We start from the raw sequence: 23,174 nt of genomic DNA on the forward strand, positions 1-23,174 counted from the left end.
GGGGTGTCCTGTCAGCCGGCGTTCAGGCCTGGCTGTCCAGCCGCGCCTGCGACAGCAGGTACAGGCACAGCTTGGGATAGGAGATGCCGACGGCCGCGGCCGCCTTGGGCACCAGCGAGTGGGAGGTCATGCCCGGCGAGGTGTTGATCTCGAGCAGGAAGAGCTGGCCGTCGGACCTGCGTCGCATCACGTCCACCCGCCCCCAGCCGCGCGCGCCCAGCGAGCGGTAGGCGGCCAGCACCAGCTGCTGCACCCGGGCCTGCTCCTCGGGCGGCAACTGGCCGACGAGGTATTGCGTGGTGTCGGTGAAGTACTTGTTCTGGTAGTCGTAGTTGCCGCCTTCGGCCCGGATCTCGATGACCGGCAGCGCGATGGCGCCGGCGCCCTCGCCCAGCACCGGGCAGGTCAGTTCGGCGCCGTCGACGAACTCCTCGCACAGCACCTCGGCGTCGTACCTGGCCGCGAGCTCGACCGCCGCCTGCATGTCCGAATACCCCATCACCTTGGTCGCGCCGATCGACGAGCCCTCGTGCGGCGGCTTGACGAAGACCGGCAGGCCGAGTTCGTCCGGCACGGTGCGCACGCGCTCGCGCTGCAGCTCGTCGCGCCGCAGGCTCACCCAGCGCGGCGTGGACAGCTGGTCGGCCAGCCAGACGCGCTTGGTCGTGATCTTGTCCATCGCGATGGCCGAGGCCATCACGCCGGAGCCGGTGTAGGGGATGCCCATCAGCTCGAGCGCGCCCTGCACCGTGCCGTCCTCGCCGTGGCGGCCGTGCAGCGCGATGAAGGCGCGCTGGAAGCCTTCGGCCTTGAGCTCCAGCAGGTTGCGCTCGCCCGGATCGAAGGCGTGCGCATCGACGCCTTCGGATTGCAGCGCGGCCAGCACGCCGCTGCCCGACATCAGCGAGACCTCGCGCTCGGCCGAGTCCCCGCCGAAGAGCACGGCCACCTTGCCGAGCGCCTTGGCGTCGATGCGGCCGATGGCCAGCTGCTGAGAGAGCGTCGAGTGGATGTCGAGGTCTGCGGTCATGCGCGGCCTCCCTTCGTCATGAGTTCAACGGTGCGCGCGGGAACGGCGGCGATCGAGCCGGCCCCCATCACGATCACCACATCGCCGGCGCGCGCCTGGTGGGCGATCGCCTGCGGCAGTCCCTGCCAGTCGCCGACGAAGCCGGCCGCGGTGCCGCGGTCCGACACCGCGCGCGCCAGGCTTTCGCCGCTGATGCCGGGCAGCGGGGACTCGCTGGCGGCATAGATCTCGGTCAGCAGCACGCCGTCGGCCTGCGACAGAACCTCGGCGAAGGCCTCGAAGCAATCGCGGGTGCGGGTGTAGCGATGCGGCTGGAAGGCCAGCAGCAGGCGGCGGCCCGGATAGGCGCCGCGCGCGGCCTGCAGCACCGCCTGCATCTCCACCGGGTGATGGCCGTAGTCGTCGATCAGCAGCGCGGTGCCCGCGACGCCATCGGCCGCCGCCACCGGCAGCTCGCCATAGGACTGGAAGCGCCGGCCCACGCCGCCGAAGGTCGCCAGGCCTTGCAGCAGCGCGGCATCGTCCAGGCCCAGTTCCATCGCCATCGCGATCACCGACAGCGCGTTCAGCACGTTGTGCTGCCCGTTCAGGCGCAGCCGCACGTCCAGCGCGGGCAACTCGCGCCCCTGGCGGTCGCGGCGCAGCGCGGTGAAGCGCATGCCGCCGCCGGCCTCGGCGCGCACCTCGGTCGCGCGCACCGCGTTGTCCTCGCCCAGTCCGTACAGGACCACCGGGCGCGACACCATCGGCACGATGCTGCGCACGCCGGCGTCGTCGCCGCACAGCACCGCGGCGCCCCAGAACGGCATCAAGTGCAGGAAGTCGACGAAGGCCTGACGCAGACGGGCCATGTCGTGCCCGTAGGTGTCCATGTGGTCCGCGTCGATGTTGGTGACGATCGCCAGCTGCGGCAGCAGGTGCAGGAAGGACGCGTCCGATTCGTCGGCCTCGACCACCATGTGCGGCCCGCTGCCCAGCGCCGCGTTCGCGCCCGCCGCCAGCAACTGGCCGCCGATCGCGTAGCTCGGATCGAGCCCGGCCTGCAGCATCACCGTGGTCAGCAGCGAGGTCGTCGTCGTCTTGCCATGGGTGCCGGCCACCGCGATGCCCAGGCGCGGCCGCATCAGTTCGGCCAGCATCTGGGCGCGCAGCAGGACGGGGATGCCGTGCTGGTGGGCGGCCATCAGCTCCGGGTTGTCGGCCTTGATGGCGCTGGACTTGACCAGCACCTGCGCGTCGCCGACATGCTGGGCCGCATGGCCGATCTGCACCTCGACGCCCAGCGCGCGCAGGCGGCGCGTGGTGTCGCTCTCGCCCTGGTCGGAGCCGCTGACGCGATAGCCCTGCGCGGCCAGCAGCTCGGCGATGCCGCTCATGCCGGCGCCGCCGATGCCGGTGAAATGGATGTGCTGGATGGCGTGCTTCATGCGCGCGCTCCGTTCCCGGCGCCGCCGGAGCGGGCGCCCTTGGCGGCGACCAGCGCCTCGAGTTCATCGGCCACGCGCGAGGCCGCGCGCGGACGCGCCAGCGAGCGCGCCTTCGAGGCCATCGCCAGCCAGTGCTCGCGCGGCTGCTGCAGCAGGTCGAAGAGCGATTGCGCGCTCAGCTCGCCCTGCGGCAGGTGCGTGCCGGCGCCATGCTGCGCCATGTACTGCGCGTTGTCGCGCTGGTGCGAGGTCGTGCTGACGACCAGCGGCACCAGGATGCTGGCGACGCCGGCGGCGCACAGCTCGGACACCGTCACCGCGCCGGCGCGGCAGATCACCACGTCGGCCTCGGCCAGGCGCGTGGCCATGTCGGTGATGAAGGGCACGACCTCGGCCTGCACGCCGGCCTTGGCGTAGGCCGCCTGCACCAGCGGGAAGTTGGCCTCGCCGGTCTGGTGCGTGACCATCGGGCGCTGGTGCTCGTCCCACAGCGCGAGCGTCTGCGGCAGCACGTCGTTGATCGCGCGCGCGCCCAGCGAGCCGCCCACGACCAGCACCTTCAGCGGTCCGTTGCGGTCGGCGAAGCGCAGCTCGGGCGCGGGCAGATCCTCGATCTCGGCGCGCACCGGGTTGCCGGTGACGACGCTCTTCTTCTGCTGCGCGGCGGCCAGGCCGTCGAAGCCGAAGGCGATCTTGCGCGCCACCGGCGCCAGCGCCTTGTTGGACAGCAGCAGCGCCGCATCAGCGTTCACCAGCATCAGCGGGCGACGCATCACCCAGGCCATCAGGCCGCCGGGGAAGCAGACATAGCCGCCCATGCCCAGCACCGCGTCGGCCCTGCGGGCGGCGAAGATGTTGGCGCTCTGCGCGAAGGCCTTGAACAGCCGCACGACGCCCAGCAGCGAGTGCTTCAGGCCCTTGCCGCGCAGGCCGGCGAAGGACAACCGGTCCATCGGCAGACCCGACGGCGGCACCAGCTTGTTCTCCATGCCGGCCTCGGTGCCGAGCCAGGAGACGGTCCAGCCGCGGCGCTGCATCTCGGCCGCGACCGCGAGCCCCGGGATCACATGCCCGCCCGTTCCAGCGGCCATCACGACGAGGTGGCGAGTACTCATGCCCTCCCCCCTCGCATCAACTGTCGGTTCTCGATATCGATTCGCACGCAGATCGCCAATGCAATGCAGTTCAGGACGGTGGCCGAGCCGCCGTAGCTCATCAGCGGCAGCGTCAGGCCCTTGGTCGGCAGCGCGCCCAGGTTCACGCCCATGTTGATGAAGGCCTGGCCGCCCATCCAGATGCCGATGCCCTGCGCATACAGGCCCGCGAAGACGCGGTCCAGGGCCACCGCCTGCCGGCCGATGTGGAACAGCCGGCGCGACAGCCAGAAGAAGGCGAAGATCACGATCGCCACGCCGATGAAGCCGAGCTCCTCGCCGATGACGGCGAGCAGGAAGTCGGTGTGGGCCTCGGGCAGGTAGTGCAGCTTCTCGAGGCTGGATCCCAGGCCCTGGCCGAAGAACTCGCCGCGGCCGAAGGCGATCAGCGAGTGCGTCAGCTGGTAGGCCTTGCCCTGCGCGTATTTCTCGTCCCACGGGTTCAGATAGGCAAAGATGCGCTCGCGGCGGAAGTCGCTGAAGGTGATCATCAGCACGAAGGCGCCGATCAGCACCGCCACGCTGAGGAAGAACATGCGGCCGTTGACGCCGCCCAGGAACAGGATGCCCATCGCGATCGCCGCGATCACCATGAAGGCGCCCATGTCCGGCTCGGCCAGCAGCAGCATGCCGGTGAAGGCCAGCGCGGCGGCCATCGGCCACACGGCGCGCACGAAGTTCTCCTTCACCTCCATCTTGCGGACCATGTAGTTGGCCGCGTACATCGCGATGGCCAGCTTGGCCAGCTCGGAGGGCTGGAAGTTCATGACGCCCAGCGGCAGCCAGCGGCGCGCGCCGTTGACGCCTTTGCCCACATGCGGGATCAGCACGATCATCAGCAGCGCCAGCGCGATGACGAAGATCTTGGGCGCGTGGCGCTCCCAGAAGCTCACCGGCACCATCACGGTGATCCATCCCGCCAGCAGGCCGATCGCGATGAACAGGCTCTGCCGCACGAAGAAGTGCATCGGCGCGTACTTCGCGAACTTGGGGTTGTCCGGCAGCGCGATCGACGCCGAATAGACCATCAGCAGGCCCAGCGCCAGCAGCGCCAGCACGACCCAGACCAGCGTCAGGTCGAAGCCGAGGATGCGGGTGGGCTGGCCGGCGGAGGTGGAGACCCAGTCGCGCACCGGCACGTCGACGCCGCCGGCGGTCGCCGGCCGGCGCGACAGCAGCGCGCGGACGCGCTCGTTGAGCTGCTCGAGGACGGTCGCGGCGCTCATCCGACGAAGCCCTCGTCTTCGGCCAGCTCGCGCACGGTGGCGATGAACACCTCGGCGCGATGGGCGTAGTTGCGGAACATGTCCAGGCTGGCGCAGGCCGGGCTCAGCAGCACGCTGTCGCCGGACTGCGCCTGCGCGAGCGCCCAGTGCGTTGCCGCCTCGAGCGACTCATGGCGATGCATGAGCACGCCGCTGTCCTGGAGCGCCGCCTCGATCTGCGGCGCGTCGCGCCCAATCAGCGCAACCGCGCGCGCATGCAGTGCGATCGGCGTGGCCAGCGGGGAGAAGTCCTGCCCCTTGCCGTCGCCGCCCAGGATCATCACCAGCTTGGCCGGCGCGCGGTCGGCACCCAGGCCCATCACCGCCGCGACGGTCGCGCCGACGTTGGTGCCCTTGGAGTCGTCGTAGAAGTCCACGCCCTTGATCGCGGTGACGAACTCGACGCGGTGCGGCTCGCCGCGGTACTCGCGCAGGCCGTGCAGCATCGGCGCCAGCGGGCAGCCGATCGACGACGCCAGCGCCAGCGCCGCCAGTGCGTTGGCCGCGTTGTGGCGGCCGCGCACGCGCAGTGCGTCGGCCGGCATCAGGCGCTGGATCAGCAGTTCGTCCTCGTCGTCCTTGCGGCGCTTCAGGCCCTTGAGCTCTTCTTCCTGCTCGCGAGCGCGCACCAGCCAGGCCATGCCGTTCTCGACCAGCAGGCCGAAGTCGCCCGGGCGGCGCGGCGCGTCCAGCCCGAAGCGCACGACCTCGCGCTCGACGGTCTTGGCGGGCCGGCCCCGGCCCTGCTTCACCACGATCGGCGGGGGCACCAGCGCTTCGACCTCGGGATCGTCGCGGTTGATGACCAGCACGCCGTGCTCGCCGAAGATGCGGCCCTTGGCCCGCGCGTAGGCCGGCATGTCGCCGTGCCAGTCCAGGTGGTCCTGCGTGATGTTGAGCACCGCGCCGGCGCTGGGCTCGAAGCCCTTCACGCCGTCCAGCTGGAAGCTCGACAGCTCCAGCACCCAGACCTGCGGCAGCACCTCGAATTCCGCCGGCTTGGGCGGCGGCGGCTTGATCGGCAGCGGCTGCTCGTCGAGCAGCTCGGCCACGGTCTCGAGCGCGCTGCGCTCGTCGGCCGGGGCCTGCGCGGCCAGCGTCTCGGCGGGCGCTTCCGTCGGCGCCTCGACGGGCGCATCGACGGGCGCATCGATCGGCGAATCGGCTGTCGCTTCGCTCGGCACATCGGCCGTCGCTTCGAGCAGCGCCTCCTCGGACGCCTCGGCCGGTGTTTCCGTGGATGCTTCGGCGGACGCATCGACCGGCGCCAGCAGCGCCTCGGCGTTCGGCACCTCGGCCGCTGCCGAGCCCGGGGCAGCGCTCACCGCCTCGACCGCCAGGTCGACGACGGCCTCGATCTCCGCGTCTTTCGGCTGCGGCATCGGTTCCTTGTCGAGCGCGTCGCTCAAGGTGCCCAGCAGCGTCGGGCCGATGTTGCCGGCCATCGCAACCCGGCGGCCGGCGCGCTCGACCAGCAGCGCGGTCATGCTGGTGGTCGTCGTCTTGCCGTTGGTGCCGGTGATCGCGAGCACGCCCGGCTCGTAGCGGTACAGCGTCTTGAGCTCGGCCAGCGCCTGCGCGAACAGCTCGAGCTCGCCACGCAGGCGCAGGCCGATCTCCTCGGCGCGCGTCAGCAGCGGCTTCAGTCGCGCGTCCAGCGGCGACAGGCCGGGACTCTTCAGCAGCACCCAGCTGTGATCGATCGAGGCCAGCAGCTCGGGCGTGAACTCGCCATGCACGAACGCGGCCTCGGGCAGGCGCTCGCGCAGCGCGCCGAGCTGCGGCGGCTGCTCGCGGCTGTCCCACACCGTCACGCGCGCGCCCAGGCGCGCGGCCCAGGCCGCCATCGCGAGCCCGGAATCGCCCAGGCCGAGCACGAACGCGTGCCGGTCCTGGTAGAGGGTGGGGAAGCGGATCGGGGTCATCGTCGTCGCGTCCCGATCAGCGCAGCTTCAGGCTGGCCAGGCCCACCAGGCACAGCAGCATCGTGATGATCCAGAACCGGATGACGACCTGCGTCTCCTTCCAGCCCGACTTCTCGAAGTGGTGGTGCAGCGGCGCCATCTTGAAGATGCGCCGGCCCTCGCCGTACTTCTTCTTCGTGTACTTGAACCAGGTCACCTGAAGCATCACCGACAGCACCTCGGCGACGAAGACGCCGCCCATGATGCCCAGCACGATCTCCTGGCGCGTGATCACGGCCAGCGTGCCCAGGCCGCCGCCCAGCGCCAGCGCGCCGACGTCGCCCATGAAGACCTGCGCCGGATGCGCGTTGAACCACAGGAAGGCCAGGCCAGCGCCCGCGAGCGCGGCGCAGAAGATCAGCAGCTCGCCGGCGCCCGGAATGTAGGGGAACAGCAGGTAGCGGCTGTAGACCGACGAGCCGGTCACGTACGCGAAGACGCCCAGCGCCGAGCCCACCATCACCACCGGCATGATGGCCAGGCCGTCCAGGCCGTCGGTGAAGTTCACCGCATTGCTGGTGCCCACGATCACGAGGTAGGACAGGCCGATGAAGCCGAACACGCCCAGCGGATAGCTGATCGACTTGAAGAACGGCAGCATCAGGTCGGCCTTGGGCGGAAGCTCGGTCGAGAAGCCGCTGGTGACCCAGCGGAAGAACAGCTGCACGACGCCGAGGAAGCTGGTCTCCGAGACGCTGAAGGCCAGGTAGATCGCGGCGATCAGGCCGATGATCGACTGCCACAGGAACTTCTCCCGCGAGCGCATGCCCTCGGGGTCCTTGTTGACGACCTTGCGGTAGTCGTCGACCCAGCCGATCAGGCCGAAGCCCATGGTCACCAGCATCACCACCCAGACGAAGCGGTTGGACCAGTCGAACCACAGCAGCGTCGAGATGCCGATGCCGATCAGCACCAGCACGCCGCCCATGGTCGGGGTGCCGCTCTTGGCCAGGTGCTGCTGCACGCCGTATTCGCGGATCGGCTGGCCGATCTTGAGTTCGGTCAGCCGGCGGATCACCCACGGGCCGAAGGCCAGGCCGATCAGCAGCGCGGTCAGCGCCGCCATCACCGCGCGGAAGGTGATGTACTGGAAGACGCGCAGGAACCCCAGTTCAGGGAAATAGGTCTGCAGCCACTGGGCCAGACTAAGCAGCATGGGGGTCTCCTGGGCCGCCGGACTGCAAGGCGGCCACGATCTGTTCCATCTTCATGAAGCGCGAGCCCTTCACGAGGATGTTCTGTACTTGCGGCGCGTCCTTCAGCGCGCCGATCAGCTCGGCGACGCTGTCGAACGCGCGGGCACCCGCGCCGTAGGCGGACGCGGCGTCCCGCGCGGCGGCGCCGGCGGTCCACAGCGCCGACAGGCCCTGGTCCGCCGCATGCGCGCCGACCTCCTGGTGGAAGGCCGGGCCCTGCTCGCCGACCTCGCCCATGTCGCCGAGGATCAGCCAGGACGCGCCCGGCAGTTCGGCCAGCACGTCGATGGCGGCGCGCACGCTGTCGGGGTTGGCGTTGTAGCTGTCGTCGATGAGCGTGACGCGGCGGCCCTGCCACACCGCCGTCTGCAGCGCCGAGCGGCCCTTGACCGCCTTGAAGGCCTGCAGTCCCTCGCGGATCGCCGCCAGCGGCGCGCCGGCCGCCAGCGTGCAGGCGGCGGCGGCCAGCGCGTTGCGCACGTTGTGCTGGCCGGCCATCGCCAGGGCCACCGGCACGGTGCCGGCCGGCGTCAGGATCTCGATCGCCCAGTGACCGGCGGCGCCCGTGGCGGCGCTCGCCTCGGTCGGCGCGACCCACTGCGCGCGGCCCATCACGTCGGCCTGGCCCTGCAGGGCGAAGCTGAGCGTGCCGCGGCCGGCGGCCTGTTCCTGCCACACCGGCGCGCAGGGATCCTCGGCCGGGAACACCGCCACACCGGCGGTGCCCAGCGCGCCGATCACCGCGCCGTTCTCGCGCGCGACGGCCTCGACCGTGTGCATGAACTCCTGGTGCTCGCGCTGCGCGTTGTTGACCAGCGCCACCGTGGGCTGCGTCATCGCGGCCAGCGGCGCGATCTCGCCCGGATGGTTCATGCCGAGCTCGACGACCGCGGCGCGATGCCACACGACCTCGTTCTGGCGCAGGCGCAGCAGCGTCAGCGGCACGCCGATCTCGTTGTTGAAGTTGCCCTCGGTCGCGAGCATCGCCGCGTCGCCCAGCCAGGCGCGCAGGATGGACGCGATCATCTGCGTCACCGTGGTCTTGCCGTTGCTGCCGGTGACCGCGATGACGGGCAGGTGCTGCTGCTCGCGCCAGGCCTGCGACAGCAGGCCCAGCGCCGCCTTCGCGTCGGGCACCAGCAGCCCGTCCAGGCCGGCCTCGGCCAGGCCGCGCTCGGCCAGGGCCGCGGCGGCGCCGCTGGCCTTGGCCTGGGCCAGGAAGTCGTTGGCATCGAAGCGCTCGCCACGCAGCGCGACAAACAGGTCGCCGGCACGCAGCGTGCGGGTGTCGGTGTGCACGCGCAGCAGCGGCGTGGCCGGGTCACCGACCAGCGTGGTCGCCGGCAGCAGCGGCGACAGCAGCGCGAAGGCGCGGCCCAGCGTCATGAAGGGCACCGCCGGCGCGCCGGGCGCGGTCGAGGCGATGGTCGTGGTGGCGTCGCTCACAGCCCCGCCCTTTCGATCAGCGCGGCCCGCGCGGCCTGCACATCGGAGAACGCGCGGCGCTCGCCGTGGATCTCCTGGTAGTCCTCGTGGCCCTTGCCGGCGATCAGCACGACGTCGCGCGCGCCCGCCTGGTCCACCGCGCGCGCGATCGCCACGGCGCGGTCCGCGATCACCTCGCGCGCCGCATCCGCCGGCAGGCCGGCCTCGATGTCGGCCAGGATCTTCAGCGGATCCTCGGTGCGCGGGTTGTCGCTGGTCAGCACGACCTGCGCCGCCAGCTTCGCCGCGATCGCGCCCATCAGCGGACGCTTGCCCGGATCGCGGTCACCGCCGCAGCCGAAGACCACGCGTAGCTCGCCGCCGCGCGCCGCGGCCAGCGGCTGCAGCGCGCCCAGCGCCTTCTCGAGCGCGTCCGGCGTGTGGGCGTAGTCGACCACCACCTGCGGCAGCTCGCGGCCGCTGCCCACCCGCTGCATGCGGCCCGGCACCGGCGTGACCAGCGCCGCCACGCGGGCGATGTCGTCCAGGCCGTGGCCCAGTGCGCGCAGGCCGGCGATGACGCCCAGCAGGTTGGACACGTTGTAGTCGCCGATCAGGCCGGTCTGCACCGGCACCGACGCGGCGCCCTCGCGCAGCGTGAAGGCCAGCCCGTGCGCGTCATGGCGCAGCTCGGTGGCGCTCAGGCGCGCGTCGGCGCGGTCCAGGCCGTAGGTCCAGACATCCAGCCGGCCCGCGGCGCCCAGTTCGGCCGCCAGTTCGGCGCCCTTGGGATCGTCCAGGTTCAGCACCGCGGCCTTCAGGCCCTCCCACGCGAAGAGCTTGCGCTTGGCCGCCCAGTAGGCCTCCATGCCGCCGTGGTAGTCCAGGTGGTCCTGCGTGAAGTTGGTGAACAGCGCGACCTGGATGTAGGTGCCGGTCAGCCGGTGTTCCTCGATGCCGATCGACGAGGCCTCGATCGCGCAGGCGCCGAAGCCATCGTCGGCCATGCGCTTGAAGGCTTCCTGCAGCCGCACCGGATCGGGCGTGGTCAGGCCGGTGGCCTCGATCGAGGCGTTCGTCGTCGCGCCCGGCACCGGCGGCTGACCCACGCCCAGCGTGCCGATCACGCCGCAGCGCGCGCCCAGCAGCGTCAGCGCCTGCGCGATCCACCAGGCGCTGGAGGTCTTGCCATTGGTGCCGGTCACGGCCAGCACGCTCAGCCGCTGGCTGGGCTCGCCGTAGAAGGCCGAGGCGATGCGGCCGCAGTTGGCCTTGAGGTCGGGCAGCGACGCGATGCGTGCGTCGGTGAAACCGTACTCGGCCGCGCCCGCATGCTCGACCAGCGCGGTCGCCGCGCCCGCGGCCAGCGCGCCGGCGACGAACTGGCGGGCGTCCTTCGCGTAGCCGGGCCAGGCGATGAACGCGTCGCCGGCGCCGACGGCGCGGCTGTCCGTGCGCAGCTGGCCGCTGGGCGTCCATTCCAGGAGCCAGCGGGCGGCGGCTTCAGGGGATTTCAGGTGCATCAACATGGTTCGTGCCCGCTCAGAAACTCTCGTCGACGGCTTGCAGCCGTTGCTGCGCCACGATCTGCGGCTTGACGTCCAGGTCGGGCGGCTCGCCCAGCAGGCGCAGCGTCTGGGCCACCACCTGGCTGAACACCGGTCCGGCGACGGCGCCGCCGAAGTACTGGCCGTTCTTCGGCTCGTCGACCATCACCGCCACGATGATGCGCGGCTTGGAAATCGGTGCGATGCCCACGAACCAGGAACGGTATTTGTGGCTCGCATAGCCCTTGCCTTCCTGCTTGTGGGCGGTGCCGGACTTGCCGCCGACGCTGTAGCCCTGGACCATCGCCTGCGGCGCGGTGCCGCCTGGGCCGGCCGCCATCTGCAGCATGCCGCGGATGTCCGCGGCGACCTTGGGGCTGAAGACCTTGATGCCCACCACCGGCTGGTCCGCCGGATGCTTGGTCATCGTGATCGGGATGATGTCGCCGTCGCGGGCGAAGACGGTATAGGCGCGCGCCAGCTGCAGCAGCGAGGCCGACAGGCCGTAGCCGTAGCTCATCGTCGCCTGCTCGATCGGACGCCAGCTCTTCCACGGCCGCAGCTTGCCGGTCACCGCGCCGGGGAAATCGATCTGCGGGCGCTGGCCCAGGCCGATCGCGGTGAACATCTCGTGCATCTCGCGCGGCTGCATCATCAGCGCCAGCCGCGCCGCGCCGATGTTGCTGGACTTCTGGATCACCTGCTGCACGGTCAGGTCGCCGTGCGGGTGCGCGTCGGTGGGCGACCAGCCGGAGATGACCACGCTGCGCGGGCCGGTGCTCAGCAGCGTGTCGGGACGCACGCGGCCGGTCTCCAGCGCCAGGCCGGCGGTGAACGGCTTCATCGTCGAGCCGGGCTCGAAGACGTCGGTCAGCGCGCGGTTGCGCAGTTGCTCGCCGGACAGATTCTGGCGGTGGCCAGGGTCGTAGCTGGGGTAGTTGGCCAGCGCGAGGATCTCGCCGGTATGCACGTCCAGCACCACCACCGAGCCGGCCTTGGCCTTGTTCTCGGCCACCGCGTCGCGCACGCGCTGGTAGGCGAAGAACTGCACCTTGGCGTCGATCGACAGCTCGATGTCCTTGCCGTTGGTCTCGGGCACGCGCTCGCCGATGTCCTCGACGACGCGCCCCAGCCGGTCGCGCACGACCGAGCGCGAGCCGTCGCGCCCCTGCAGGTCCTTCTGGAAGGCCAGCTCGATGCCCTCCTGGCCCTTTTCCTCGATGTTGGTGAAGCCGACGATGTGCGCGGCGGCCTCGCCCTCGGGGTACTGGCGCTTGTACTCGCGGTCCTGGAACACGCCCTTGAGGCCGAGCTCCTTGATCTTGCGCGCGGTCTCGTCGTCGGCCTGGCGACGCAGGAAGACGAAGCGGCTGTTCGGATCCAGCCGCTTGTCGAGCTCGGCGCGCGACATGTCCAGGATCTTGGCGAGCTGGCGGCGCTTCTCGGGATCGGTATCGACCTCCTTGGGAAAGGCCCAGATCGACGGCACCGCGACGCTGGCGGCGAGCACCTGCCCGCTGCGGTCGCTGATCTTGCCGCGGCTGGCCGGCAGCTCCATCTTGTGGGCGTAGCGGGCCTCGCCCTGGCGCTGGAAGAAGTCCTCGCCGATCAGCTGGATGTAGGCGGCGCGCGCCAGCAAGCCGGTGAATGCCAGGCCCACCAGCGCGACCAGGAAGCGCGAGCGCCACGGCGGCGTCTTGGACGCCAGCAGCGGGCTGCTGGAATAGCTGACGCCGCGCGTGGGCGCGTTGCGGGCCGCGCCGCGCGCGCCCTGGCCGAGCTTCTTGCCAAGTCTGCCGATCACCGCGCCGCTCCCTGCGGGGCACGCATGCCGCGCACACCGCTGGCTTCGATCGCCGGCGCGTCCGGATTGAAGGTGATCGCGGGCGAGATGGGCCGCATCTTCAGCCGCTCCCGCGCGACCTGCTCCACGCGCAGGTTGGTCGCCTGCGCCTGGCGGTCGGCCATCAGCTTCTGGTAGTCGGCCTCCAGCCGGCGGCCCTCGGTCTGCGCGCGGTCCAGTTCGGTGAACAGCCGGCGCGACTCGTAGGCGCTGCGCACCATGTAGATGCCGGAGACCATCACCGCGACGAGCAGCAGCAGGTTCAGGCGGCCGATCATCGACGGCCTCCCTTCTTCTGCTTGCCGGTGGACTCGGGCACCGGCGCCGGGATCGGCGCCTCGGTGCGCTCGGCCACGCGCAGGATCGCGGAGCGCGCGCGCGGGTTGCCCTGCACCTCGGCCTCGCTGGGCATGACGCGGGCGATGGCGCGCAGCGGTTGCGGCCTGGGTGCGGCGAAGGGGGCGCGGCGGTCGAACTCCTCCTTGCTGTGCGAGGCGATGAAGTTCTTGACGATGCGGTCTTCCAGCGAGTGGAAGCTGATCACCGCCAGCCGGCCGCCCGGCTTGAGCCGCGCGAGCGCCGCGTTCAATCCCTGCTGCAGTTCCTCAAGCTCGGCGTTGACGAATATCCGTAGAGCCTGAAATGTGCGCGTTGAAGGGTCCTTGCCCGGCTCGCGGGTTTTGACCGCACCAGCCACGACTTGGGAAAGCTCGGCGGTTGTCCGGACAGGACGCCCGCCTTCCCGGCGAGCCACAAGCGCCTTTGCAATCGGGAGAGCAAACCGTTCTTCGCCATAGTCGCGGATCACCTGTGCGAGTTGGGACACCTCCGCCCGGGCGATGAAGTCCGCGGCGCTTTCGCCCCGCGTCGTGTCCATGCGCATGTCGAGGGGGCCGTCGAAGCGGAAGCTGAAGCCGCGCTCCGGGTTGTCGATCTGCGGGCTGGAGACGCCCAGGTCCAGCAGGATGCCGTCGACCAGGCCGACGCCCAGCGCGTCGAGTTGCGCGGCCATGTCGGCGAACGCGCTGTGGCAAATGTGGAAACGCGGGTCGTCGACCCGCGTTGGTCCGGAGGTCGCGGCCGCGACCGCCTCGGGGTCGCGGTCGATCGCGATCAGGCGCCCCTCCTCCCCGAGCCGCGACAGCAGCAGCCGCGAATGGCCGCCCCGACCGAAGGTGCCGTCGACGTAGATGCCAGCGGGGGTCGTGAACGCGCCATCGACCGTCTCGTGCAGCAGCACGGTCGTGTGGGTGAAGGCGGCGGGGGTGGACTGCTCGCTCATGAGGCTCAGAAGCTGAAGTCCTGGAGCACGGCCGGCATCTCGGACTGCATGATGGCGGCCTCGTGCGCGGCATAGGCCTGGGCATCCCAGAGCTCGAAGTGGCTGCCCATGCCCAGCAGCATGGTGTCCTTCTGCAGGCCGGCCGAGGCGCGCAGTTCCGGCGCGATCAGCACGCGGGCGGCGGCATCGATCTCGACATCCTGCGCGTTGCCGAGGAAGACGCGCTTCCAGCCGGCGGCGGACATCGGCAGCGCGGCGACCTTGTCGCGGAACTGCTCCCAGGCGGGACGGGGGAAGACCATGAGGCAGCCTTCCGGGTGCTTGGTCAGCGTCAGCTGGCCGCCGCATAGCGCCTGCAGGACCTCGCGGTGCCGCGCAGGGACGGTCAAGCGCCCCTTGGCGTCCAACGCCAAGGCACTCGCCCCCTGAAACACGACATTCGCCACTTTGCCCCACCGAATTGCACTTTCTCCCACTTTAATGGCGAGACCGGCTCCGGTCAAGGAAATTTGGCGTTTTTCCCAATCAAATCAATTACTTAGCCAGTATTCTCACGCCATTGCGCAAAATAAAAGTCGTTCTAAATGAAGGACTTAACAAACGGTGTGGAAGTGATGGATCAACTGAAATCGGCGGTCGTACCCGCTTGAAACCGCGGCCGCCGGCATCGTCGCGGCAAGGCGCTGGCTCCCCCGGTCGGTGGGAAATCGGGGCAGCCCCGCCGTCCGGCGGCCGCCGGAAGGGGACAAAGTGGGAGAAAGGAAAAAGCCCGGCACTGGCCGGGCTTTCGTTCAGTCGGAGCGCGCCGCAGCGCTGGGATCACGGCATCGCCGAAGACGCGGCGGGGGACGGGGTGGCAGCGGTCGCGTCGACCACGCTGCCCTGCCACCAGGCCGGCGTCGACCCCGGCTGCTCGATCGCCAGCGGCGCGCCGATCACCGGCGTCACCAGCTCCACCTTGCGCAGCCGCGCCAACGCGCTGATGCGCTCGAACGGGTCCTGCCAGCGGTGCATCGCCAGGTCGAAGGTGCCGTTGTGGATGGGCAGCAGCCGCTGCCCCTTCAGATCGATGTGCGCCTGCATCGTCTGCTCCGGCTGCATGTGCACGTAGGGCCAGCGCGGGTCGTAGGCGCCAGTCTCCATCAGGGTCAGGTCGAACGGGCCGAAACGCTCGCCGATCGCCTTGAAGCCGTCGAAGTAGCCCGTGTCGCCGCTGAAGAACACCCGCAGGTCGCCGTCGATCAGCACCCACGAGGCCCACAGCGTCGAGTTGCGGTCGCTCAGCCCCCGGCCGGAGAAGTGCTGCGCCGGGGTGGCCGTCAGCTGCACGCCGGCGATCGACGTCCCCTGCCACCAATCGAACTGCTGCACCTTGGCCGCGGGCACACCCCAGTCGATCAGGCGCTGTCCCACGCCCAGCGGCGTCAGGAAGCGGCGGACCTTGGGCGCCAGCGCCAGCACGGTGTCGTGGTCGAGGTGGTCGTAATGGTCGTGCGAGAGGATCACCGCCTCGATCTCGGGCAACTCGTCGAGCGCGATCGGCGGCGCGTGGAAGCGCTTCGGCCCCATCCACGAGAACGGCGACGCGCGTTCCGAGAAGACCGGGTCGGTGAGCCAGAAGCGGCCGCGCAGCTTCAGCAGCACCGTCGAGTGGCCCAGGCGGAACAGCGTCCGGTCGGGCGCGGCCAGCAGCTGGTCCTTGGTCAGCGCCTGCACCTCGATCGGCCGGTCCGGCACGGTGCCGGCGGGCTTGTGGAACATGAAGTCCCAGAAGATCCCGACCGTCTTCCAGAAGCCCTGCTCGGGCTCGACCGCCGGATTGCGGAACCGGCCCTCCGCCCATTGGGGTGACTGCTCGCGGGAGGGCTGCCCCCCCTCCGGCGCGGGGGTGGACGGCCCGTTCGAGGGCACCGGGGTGGGCGAGGACATCACACGGGAAGCGGTCATGGCGAGGGCTCCAACAATCAGGACGGCGACGACGCCGCTCAGCGCGGTGAGCGACAGCGGCAGCAGCGAACGGAGGACGGGGGTCAGGCTCATCTGAAACTTGCACTACACAGTGTAGTTTTGGCGAGTGTAGGCAGGCGGGCCGGAAAAGTAAACTCCCCGGTGTAAGATTGCGCCCCATGACTGCCGACGCCCCTCTCCCCGCTCCCAGCCCTGCCGTCGAGCCGCCTGCCGACGAGGCGGTGGGCGGCGACGCCGAGCGGATGCGCCTGACAGACCGCAAGCGCCAGGCGATCGTGGACGCGGCGATCGCGGAGTTCCGCGAGCATGGCTTCGAGGTCGCGAACATGGACCGCATCGCAGGCCGGGCGCAGGTGTCCAAGCGCACCGTCTACAACCACTTCAGCGGCAAGGACGCGCTGTTCGACGCGATCCTGGAGCGCCTCTGGGCCGCGACGGAGGCGCAGGTGACGCTGGCCTACCGTGCCGACCGCCCGCTGCGCGAGCAGTTGCTGATGCTCATCGACCAGAAGCTGGCGATGAGCGGCGACCCGCAGTTCCTCGACCTGGCGCGGGTGCTGATCGCCGAGGCGATCCACGCGCCGCAGCGGGCGCGGGACATGTTGGGCCGGCTGGGGGGACGCGAAGAGGGATTGACCGTGTGGATCCGTGCGGCGATGGCCGACGGGCGCTTGAAGGCCGGCGACGCGGCTTTCGCAGCGGCGCAGCTGCAGGCGCTGGTCAAGGGCTTCGCGTTCTGGCCGCAGATCACCATGGGGCAGCTCCCGTTGGACGCGGCGCAGCAGCGTCAGGTCGCGGATTCGGCGGCTGACATGTTCCTGTGCTTCTACGCGGTGGAAGCGGGGGGCTGAAGTTCCCCCCTCTTGGGCGTTCGCCGGGGAGACCCCTCACCCCTACCCTCTCCCCGCCCGGCGGGGAGAGGGAGTTCCTCGAAGGGGGCTGGGCTTGTGGGCGACGCTGGCGGGCGGGTCAGAAGTCCGTAGGTCCGGACTGACCGGCGCTCAGGCGGAAGGTGCCGACCACGTCGGCCAGCTTCTGGGCTTGGTCCTTGAGGCTCTCGGCGGCGGCGGCCGATTCCTCGACCAGCGACGCGTTCTGCTGCGTGACCTGGTCGAGCTGCGCCACCGCCACGTTGACCTGCCCGATGCCGTGGCTCTGCTCCTGCGCGGTGTGGCTGATCTCGCCGATCATCTGCGCCACGCGCTGCACGCTGCCCACCACCTCGTTCATCGTCTCGCCGGCGGTCGAGACCTGCCGCGTGCCGGTCTCGACACGCTCGACGCTGGCGGTGATCAGCGACTTGATCTCCTTGGCCGCGCCGGCCGAGCGCTGCGCCAGCGCCCGCACCTCGCCCGCCACCACCGCGAAGCCGCGGCCCTGCTCGCCAGCGCGCGCTGCCTCCACCGCCGCGTTCAGCGCCAGGATGTTGGTCTGGAACGCGATGCCGTCGATGACGCCGATGATGTCGCCGATCTGGCGCGAGCTGGTGCTGATCTCCTGCATCGTCGAGACCACCTGCCCCATCGCCTCGCCGCCCTGGCGCGCGACGCGGCTGGCGGTGTCAGCCAGCTGGCGCGCCTGGTCGGCATTGGCGGCGCTGTTGGCGACGGTGCTGTTGAGCTCCTCCATGGAGCTGGCCGTCTCCTGCAGGTTGCTGGCCGTCTCCTCGGTGCGCTGGCTCAGGTCGTGGTTGCCGGCGGCGATCTGGCGCGAGGCGACCGCGATCGACTGGCTGGTCTCGCGCACCTGCAGCATCACCTGCTCGATCTTGTGGACGAACTGGTTGAAGCCGCGCGAGATGTCGGCGATCTCGTCCTCGCCGCGCACCTGCAGGCGCTGGCTGAGGTCGCCCTCGCCCGCGCCGATGTCGTTCATCGCGCGCTTGATGCCAGCCAGGCCGCTCAGCAGCGCGCCTACGGCCGCGGCCGCCACCAGCGCCGCCACCGCCGTCACCACCAGCATCGTCAGGCCCGCGTTGCGCAGCACGTCCGACAGCGCCGCCAGCGCCTCGTTGCGCTCGGCCGCGGCCACCAGCACCCAGTCGGTGCCGGGCACATCCACGGCCTTCAGGAAGAAGCGATGCTCCCCCACCTCGGCCAGCGTCGGCTCGTCGCCGTGCGCGGTCGTCAGCAGCGCGCCGTCGATCGCCGCCGACAGGTCCTTCACCGGCTTGAGCGTCAGCGCCGCGTCCGGGTGGGCGATCACGGTGCCCTGCTTGTCCAGCAGCATCGCGAAGCCGCTGGCGGTCGGCTTGATCGACTTCATCGTCGCGACGATGTCGTCCAGCGCCACGTCGGTGCCGGTCACCGCCTTGAGCTCGCCGCCCGCGCGCACCGCGCTGGCGAAGGTCACGACCAGCTTCTTGCTGGAGGCCGCCACGTAGGGCGCGGTGATCACCGGCTGGTCGGTCGCGGAGGCCAGCTTGTACCAGCCGCGGCCGGTCGGGTCGTAGTCGGCGGGACGCTGGCGGTCGGGGATGGAGATCATCCGCTTGTCAGCACCGCCGACATAGGCCAGATCCAGGCGCCCGGACTGCAGCGCCTGCGTCAGCACCGGACGGGGGTCCTCGAGCTGCGCGGCCGGCGCCATCGCGGCGACCACGTCCTTCTGCGTCTTCACCCATGCGGCAACGCCGTTGGCGTTGGCGGTGGCGAGGTCGGTCAACTGGGCCTGCACCTGGCGGCGGGCGTGATCGCGTACGGCCCAGTAGCTGGCGAAGGTGGCGAGCGCGACGGCGGCGACGACGATCAGGATGCTGATCGCGATCAGGCGCGACTTGATGGTCTTCATCACGGCGAGGGTGTCCTGGGGGGATGGGGCGCCCCTCCACGGAGGGAAAGGGCAATTGAGGTTCCGGCCGCGCCGTCCATGACCTAGATCAAACGCGTGATGGCTTCTGGCGCGCGGCGGCCGGGATTGTGCGGTGAGCGCCAGTGATAACCAAGGGTTTCCACCAAGAAGACGGCCGACGCCGTGACGCTCGTCACGACGCCGGCCCAAGCGGGAGACAACGCTCCCACGGCTCAGCCATCGAGGGCGCGGGCCCTCAGTTCGATTCCTTGATGAGGCGGCCGGACTGCGCCTGCAGCGGCCGCGCGTTCATCGGGTACAGGTGCGAGAACACCGAGATCTGCTGGGTCGACAGCTGCACCGGCTGGCGCAGCACCAGCCACAGCACGCCCTCGGTGCAGGGCGGCGTCGTCAGCGAGCCCATGTAGGAGAAGTAGCCCCGCTCCGCGGGCAGCAGCTGGTTGAGGTCGATCGGCACCGGCGCGTTGTAGGTGTCGCCGCGCTCCAGCGGCAGGTGGTTCCAGACCGTCTGGATCAGCGCCTGATCCTGGCCGCGCTCCAGCAGCACCGCCAGGACGGCGAGCCGGCCCTCGGCATCCTTGTGGACGAGGTGGGCCACCATGTCGTACTGGCGGCCGTTGATGCGCTCCTCGCTGGGGCGATGGAAATGGAACTGCTGCAACTCGTAGCGCCGGCCCATGATCTGCAGCGAGTTGCCCGGCGCCACGTTCACCTGGACCGTGTGGCCGTTGTCCACCACCGAGAAGGCGCTGGACTTGTAGTCGAAGCGGATGCGCTCCTGGTCGACCTTGATGGTGTCGCGCAGGTCGATGGGGCTCTGCCGGGTGCCGATCGCGCATTGGCGGAATTCGGGCTCGAGCTGGCCCCAGCGGTCGGGCGCCCCCTCGCCGGTGTAGGCCCAGGGCGTGGTCGACCGGGCGGCCGAGGCCGCCGCCGGCTTGGCCGCCGCGCGGCGCGCGCGCTGGTCGACCGGATTGTTCGTGCGGACGTCGGTCGGCGCCTTCTTCGCGTTCAGCTTGAGGGTGGCCGCATCGTCCTTGAGGCGCTCCGCGAGGCGGTCGCGCAGGGGCTCGCCCGCCTCGACGGCGGGGGCCGCCTTGGGCGCGGACGCGGGCGCGTCGGCGGCCAGGGCCGGGCCGCCGGACAGCAGGGACAGACACAGGACGGCCGGCAACCAGGTGCCGAGGCCGGGACGGTGGGACATGGATCGCTCCGCAGGACTTCGGTGTGCCCGCCGTCGGCGGGATGCGCGACGGCGTCCGGACGTGGGTCCGGCGCACCTTCCCTATTTCGGAGGATCGCCGACCTTCTTGAGGGTGACCGGCGGGCGGACGTCACGCCGCGGGCGTGGACACCTCGCGCTTGACCCAGGTCCAGGCGACCAGGCCGATGCACATCATCCCGGCCGAGGCGAGGGCCAGGGTCAGCATGGAATGCATCACCAGCGGCACCAGCACGCCGGCGACCAGCCCGTTGGCGGCACTGCCGATGCAGGCCTGCAGGGAAGACGCCATGCCGCGGCGCTCGGGCGCCTGGTCCAGCACCAGCAGCGTCACCACCGGCACCATCAGCGCCCAGCCGAAGGCGAAGCTGCTGATCAGCGGGAAGGCCCAGAACACGCTGTGCGGCAGCGTCAGGTTGCAGACGATGTTGGCGATGGACGTGAAGCCCATGATGAAGAAGCCGCGCCGGATCTGCTTGCGCGGCGCGATCTGGCCAGCCAGGCGGCCGCTGAGCCAGGCGCCGCCCATGATCCCGCCGATGCTGAACAGGAAGAACCAGAAGAACTGCGTGGGCGCCAGGCCCAGGTGCTCGCCCAGGAACACCGGCGCGGCCAGCACGTACAGGAACATGCCGTTGAACGGGATGCCGCTGGCCAGCGCCAGCAGCAGGAAGCGGCGGCTGCCCACCAGCGAGCGGTAGCCGCGCAGCAGCGAGCCGACGTGGAAGGGCTGGCGGTGGTCGCGGTGCAGCGTCTCGGGCATCAGGCGCCAGGTGACGGCGAACAGCAGCGCGCCGACGAAGACCAGGAACCAGAAGATCGCGTGCCAGTCGGCGTGGACGTAGAGGAAGCCGCCGATCATCGGCGCGATCGCGGGCGCCAGGCCGAAGAAGATCGTCACCTGGGACATCACCCGCTGCGCCTCGGAGGGCGGGAACATGTCGCGGATGATGGCGCGCGAGACCACCACGCCGGCGCCCGCGGACAGGCCCTGCACGGTGCGCCAGAACACCAGCTGGCCGATGCTGCCCGCGAGCGCGCAGCCCATCGACGACAGCGCGAACACCGCCATGCCCCATAGCACCACCGGGCGCCGGCCGAAGCTGTCGGACAGCGCGCCGTGGAACAGGTTCATCACCGCGAAGCCCAGCAGGTAGCCGGACAGGGTCTGCTGCATCTCGATCGGCGTGGCGTCGAGCGCCTTGGCGATGCCGGCGAAGGCCGGGATGTAGGTATCGATCGAGAAGGGCCCCACCGTGGCCAGCGCGGCCAGCAGGATGGCGAGGGCCCAGCGTGGCGCGCGCCACAGTTGGCTGGCTTCGGGATTCATGCGTGGGGCGATGCGAGCGTGCGAGAAGCCGCCGACGATACCCCCGCCCGGCCTGTCGCACCGGCCGTCATGCCGCCCGGGCACACCGCTTGCGGGGACGGGCGTGCGCGAGTCGCCCGGGTCCGCCGGGCGGCGGCCCGCGCTGTGGCGGCCCCCCTACACTGCGGGGCTTTTGCGGAACTTCGGGCGGAGACGGCGGTGCCAGGCGTGTTGAGCATTGGGGTGGTGGGACTGGGCGTGATGGGCCAGCGGATGCTGGCGCGGCTGGCCGGGCATGCGCGACTGCGCGTCACCCAGGTCTGGGACGAGAACCCGGTGGTGCTGGCGCAGGTGCTGGCGAACGACCCGATGCTGCGCGCCGCCAGCAGCGCCGAGGCGCTGATCCGCGAGCCCGGCCTGCACGGCCTGTACATCGCCACGCCGCCGGGGCCGCACATCGCGCTGTCCGAGCGTGCCTTCGACGCCGGGCTGCCGGTGCTGTGCGAGAAGCCGCTCACCACCGACTTCGCCGCCGCCCGCGCCTGCATCGAGCGCATCGAGCAGGAGCGGCGCCGGGCCGCGGTCAACTATTCGCTCGCGTCGTCGACCGGCCTGGCGCAGTTGCAGCTGGCCTTCGGCGCGGCGTCGCGGCGGCCGCTGGGGGCGCTGCGGGATGTGCGCATCGACCTGCGCTTCGCCGCCTGGCCGCGGCCCTGGCAGGCGGGCGCGGGCGCCTGGCTGTCGCAGCGCGCCGAGGGCGGCTTCACGCGCGAGGTGCTGTCGCATTTCATCTTCGTGCTGCAGCGGGTGCTGGGCCCGGCGCGCGTCGTGCGCAGCGAGGTCGTTTATCCCGCGGACGGCATCGGCTCGGAGCTCTCCGTCGAGGCGGAGCTGAGCGCGGCCGGCGTGCCGGTCATGATCAGCGCGGGCATCGGCGGCGAGCGCGCCGATGACAACCGCATGCTGTGGCGCGCCAGCGAAGGCGAGATCGAGTTGCGCGACTGGTTCGGCGTGACGCAGCAGCGCCAGGGCGAGCGTGTGCAGAGCCTGGGCGACGCCGAGACCCTGCGCATGAACGGCATGACCGACCAGCTCGGTCACTGGGCCGCAATGCTGGAAGGCCGCTCGCACAGCCTCCCCGGCTTCGCCGAAGCGCTCGCAGTCCAGCAAACCATCGAAGCGATCCTTGCAGGCAAGTCCTGACACCAAACGCACCGCGTGGCCGAAGCGGTTTCGCTTTGGGATGCCCCGCTAGGCGCGAACCGGAGCCATAGCTCAGCTATGGTGAGGATTCGCAACGACGCGGGGAGCCCAAAGCGAAGCCGAGGCGGCCACGCGGTTAAACTCTCGCCCCGTGAAGTAAGCCAGACCGCCGCTGGTGCGATCGTGGAAACACGGCACTGGAGGAAGGTCCGGACTGCATAGAGCGGCGTAGCAGCTAACGGCTGCCCGGCGAAAGCCGAGGATCAGAGCAACAGAGACGAGTCGGGACCGGTGCAAGCCGGTTTCGGGTGAAACGGGCAATCTCTACGCGCAGCAACACCAAGTAGGCCAGCGTTGATGCGGCTCGCAGAGCTGGCGGGTAGGTGGCACCGAGCCGGGCAGTGATGCCCGGCCCAGATGAATGGCGGTCACGCGGCGAATCGCAAGAGGAGCCGCGCACAGAATCCGGCCTATCGGCTTGCTTCACCTTTATGACGATTTGCAAGCGAACGTTGGCTTGCAAAGGCT

At 70.5% G+C, this 23,174-nt stretch carries 18 protein-coding genes and 1 other RNA gene; 3 read left to right on the forward strand and 16 right to left on the reverse strand.

The features are described 5' to 3' along the window. Positions 1 to 22 precede the first annotated feature (22 nt). From BM393_RS12425 to BM393_RS12485, 13 genes are all read right to left on the reverse strand, one after another. Complete coding sequence (locus BM393_RS12425; RefSeq protein WP_091726006.1) at positions 23 to 1,030, reverse strand: D-alanine--D-alanine ligase; 1,008 nt, start codon at positions 1,028 to 1,030, stop codon at positions 23 to 25. Continuing rightward, complete coding sequence (gene murC / locus BM393_RS12430) at positions 1,027 to 2,457, reverse strand: UDP-N-acetylmuramate--L-alanine ligase (protein ID WP_091726011.1); 1,431 nt, start codon at positions 2,455 to 2,457, stop codon at positions 1,027 to 1,029. The genes BM393_RS12425 and murC overlap by 4 nt, the downstream gene beginning before the upstream one ends. After that, a complete protein-coding gene (murG, locus tag BM393_RS12435) occupies positions 2,454 to 3,572 on the reverse strand; it encodes an undecaprenyldiphospho-muramoylpentapeptide beta-N-acetylglucosaminyltransferase (protein ID WP_091726016.1) in 1,119 nt (372 codons plus the stop codon). The genes murC and murG overlap by 4 nt, the downstream gene beginning before the upstream one ends. Further along, a complete protein-coding gene (gene ftsW, locus BM393_RS12440; protein WP_091726020.1) occupies positions 3,569 to 4,837 on the reverse strand; it encodes a putative lipid II flippase FtsW in 1,269 nt (422 codons plus the stop codon). Before ftsW ends, murG begins: the two co-directional genes overlap by 4 nt. Then, the gene (gene murD, locus BM393_RS12445) at positions 4,834 to 6,801 is read right to left on the reverse strand and encodes a UDP-N-acetylmuramoyl-L-alanine--D-glutamate ligase (RefSeq protein WP_254783434.1); all 1,968 of its coding nucleotides are present in this window, start codon (positions 6,799 to 6,801) and stop codon (positions 4,834 to 4,836) included. The genes ftsW and murD overlap by 4 nt, the downstream gene beginning before the upstream one ends. Positions 6,802 to 6,817: 16 nt before the next feature. Further along, complete coding sequence (gene mraY, locus BM393_RS12450; RefSeq protein WP_091726023.1) at positions 6,818 to 7,996, reverse strand: phospho-N-acetylmuramoyl-pentapeptide-transferase; 1,179 nt, start codon at positions 7,994 to 7,996, stop codon at positions 6,818 to 6,820. After that, complete coding sequence (gene murF / locus BM393_RS12455; RefSeq protein WP_091731382.1) at positions 7,986 to 9,422, reverse strand: UDP-N-acetylmuramoyl-tripeptide--D-alanyl-D-alanine ligase; 1,437 nt, start codon at positions 9,420 to 9,422, stop codon at positions 7,986 to 7,988. The genes mraY and murF overlap by 11 nt, the downstream gene beginning before the upstream one ends. 56 nt (positions 9,423 to 9,478) lie before the next feature. After that, positions 9,479 to 10,990, reverse strand: coding sequence for a UDP-N-acetylmuramoyl-L-alanyl-D-glutamate--2,6-diaminopimelate ligase (locus BM393_RS12460; protein WP_091726027.1), 1,512 nt, complete (start codon positions 10,988 to 10,990; stop codon positions 9,479 to 9,481). A gap of 13 nt (positions 10,991 to 11,003) precedes the next feature. After that, positions 11,004 to 12,809, reverse strand: coding sequence for a penicillin-binding protein 2 (locus BM393_RS12465; protein ID WP_091731388.1), 1,806 nt, complete (start codon positions 12,807 to 12,809; stop codon positions 11,004 to 11,006). Further along, positions 12,809 to 13,129, reverse strand: a complete 321-nt coding sequence (gene ftsL / locus BM393_RS12470; RefSeq protein ID WP_221213850.1) for a cell division protein FtsL — start codon at positions 13,127 to 13,129, stop codon at positions 12,809 to 12,811. The genes BM393_RS12465 and ftsL overlap by 1 nt, the downstream gene beginning before the upstream one ends. Next, the gene (rsmH, locus tag BM393_RS12475) at positions 13,126 to 14,133 is read right to left on the reverse strand and encodes a 16S rRNA (cytosine(1402)-N(4))-methyltransferase RsmH (RefSeq protein WP_091726030.1); all 1,008 of its coding nucleotides are present in this window, start codon (positions 14,131 to 14,133) and stop codon (positions 13,126 to 13,128) included. The genes ftsL and rsmH overlap by 4 nt, the downstream gene beginning before the upstream one ends. Before the next feature lie 5 nt (positions 14,134 to 14,138). After that, complete coding sequence (mraZ, locus tag BM393_RS12480) at positions 14,139 to 14,579, reverse strand: division/cell wall cluster transcriptional repressor MraZ (RefSeq protein ID WP_233218122.1); 441 nt, start codon at positions 14,577 to 14,579, stop codon at positions 14,139 to 14,141. A 373-nt stretch (positions 14,580 to 14,952) separates the two neighbouring features. Further along, complete coding sequence (locus BM393_RS12485; protein ID WP_091731396.1) at positions 14,953 to 16,062, reverse strand: MBL fold metallo-hydrolase; 1,110 nt, start codon at positions 16,060 to 16,062, stop codon at positions 14,953 to 14,955. A 281-nt stretch (positions 16,063 to 16,343) separates the two neighbouring features. Between BM393_RS12485 and BM393_RS12490 the strand changes: the two genes are divergently transcribed. Then, the gene (locus BM393_RS12490; RefSeq protein WP_217648481.1) at positions 16,344 to 16,952 is read left to right on the forward strand and encodes a TetR/AcrR family transcriptional regulator; all 609 of its coding nucleotides are present in this window, start codon (positions 16,344 to 16,346) and stop codon (positions 16,950 to 16,952) included. Positions 16,953 to 17,070: 118 nt separating this feature from the next. On the opposite strand, the gene BM393_RS26370 is transcribed toward BM393_RS12490, so the two are convergent. From BM393_RS26370 to BM393_RS12505, 3 genes are all read right to left on the reverse strand, one after another. Beyond that, a complete protein-coding gene (locus tag BM393_RS26370; RefSeq protein WP_175538321.1) occupies positions 17,071 to 18,891 on the reverse strand; it encodes a methyl-accepting chemotaxis protein in 1,821 nt (606 codons plus the stop codon). Between the two features lie 256 nt (positions 18,892 to 19,147). Next, positions 19,148 to 20,116 (reverse strand): carbonic anhydrase, encoded by a 969-nt coding sequence (locus tag BM393_RS12500; protein WP_091726042.1) that lies wholly within the window; start codon positions 20,114 to 20,116, stop codon positions 19,148 to 19,150. A 130-nt stretch (positions 20,117 to 20,246) separates the two neighbouring features. Beyond that, on the reverse strand, positions 20,247 to 21,464 hold the full coding sequence (locus tag BM393_RS12505; RefSeq protein WP_091726045.1) for a multidrug effflux MFS transporter: 1,218 nt from the start codon (positions 21,462 to 21,464) through the stop codon (positions 20,247 to 20,249). Between the two features lie 207 nt (positions 21,465 to 21,671). Between BM393_RS12505 and BM393_RS12510 the strand changes: the two genes are divergently transcribed. Next, on the forward strand, positions 21,672 to 22,646 hold the full coding sequence (locus tag BM393_RS12510; protein WP_175538322.1) for a Gfo/Idh/MocA family protein: 975 nt from the start codon (positions 21,672 to 21,674) through the stop codon (positions 22,644 to 22,646). Between the two features lie 153 nt (positions 22,647 to 22,799). Next, positions 22,800 to 23,135, forward strand: an RNA gene (gene rnpB / locus BM393_RS12515) — RNase P RNA component class A. The last annotated feature ends 39 nt before the right edge of the window (positions 23,136 to 23,174 follow it).

Origin of the sequence: Mitsuaria sp. PDC51, from assembly GCF_900113225.1 — a bacterium.
In the GTDB taxonomy this organism is placed as follows: Bacteria; Pseudomonadota; Gammaproteobacteria; order Burkholderiales; family Burkholderiaceae_C; genus Roseateles.

Bases quoted from the DNA above. Each gene is read 5' to 3' on its own strand.
- BM393_RS12425 (WP_091726006.1), bottom strand. From the start codon at position 1,030: ATGACCGCAGACCTCGACATCCACTCGACGCTCTCTCAGCAGCTGGCC.
- murC (WP_091726011.1), bottom strand. From the start codon at position 2,457: ATGAAGCACGCCATCCAGCACATCCATTTCACCGGCATCGGCGGCGCC.
- murG (WP_091726016.1), bottom strand. From the start codon at position 3,572: ATGAGTACTCGCCACCTCGTCGTGATGGCCGCTGGAACGGGCGGGCAT.
- ftsW (WP_091726020.1), bottom strand. From the start codon at position 4,837: ATGAGCGCCGCGACCGTCCTCGAGCAGCTCAACGAGCGCGTCCGCGCG.
- murD (WP_254783434.1), bottom strand. From the start codon at position 6,801: ATGACCCCGATCCGCTTCCCCACCCTCTACCAGGACCGGCACGCGTTC.
- mraY (WP_091726023.1), bottom strand. From the start codon at position 7,996: ATGCTGCTTAGTCTGGCCCAGTGGCTGCAGACCTATTTCCCTGAACTG.
- murF (WP_091731382.1), bottom strand. From the start codon at position 9,422: ATGACGCTGGGCCGCGCCTTCGCGCTGCTGTCGCCGCTGCTGCCGGCG.
- BM393_RS12460 (WP_091726027.1), bottom strand. From the start codon at position 10,990: ATGTTGATGCACCTGAAATCCCCTGAAGCCGCCGCCCGCTGGCTCCTG.
- ftsL (WP_221213850.1), bottom strand. From the start codon at position 13,129: ATGATCGGCCGCCTGAACCTGCTGCTGCTCGTCGCGGTGATGGTCTCC.
- rsmH (WP_091726030.1), bottom strand. From the start codon at position 14,133: ATGAGCGAGCAGTCCACCCCCGCCGCCTTCACCCACACGACCGTGCTG.
- BM393_RS12485 (WP_091731396.1), bottom strand. From the start codon at position 16,062: ATGTCCTCGCCCACCCCGGTGCCCTCGAACGGGCCGTCCACCCCCGCG.
- BM393_RS12490 (WP_217648481.1), top strand. From the start codon at position 16,344: ATGCGCCTGACAGACCGCAAGCGCCAGGCGATCGTGGACGCGGCGATC.
- BM393_RS26370 (WP_175538321.1), bottom strand. From the start codon at position 18,891: ATGAAGACCATCAAGTCGCGCCTGATCGCGATCAGCATCCTGATCGTC.
- BM393_RS12500 (WP_091726042.1), bottom strand. From the start codon at position 20,116: ATGTCCCACCGTCCCGGCCTCGGCACCTGGTTGCCGGCCGTCCTGTGT.
- BM393_RS12505 (WP_091726045.1), bottom strand. From the start codon at position 21,464: ATGAATCCCGAAGCCAGCCAACTGTGGCGCGCGCCACGCTGGGCCCTC.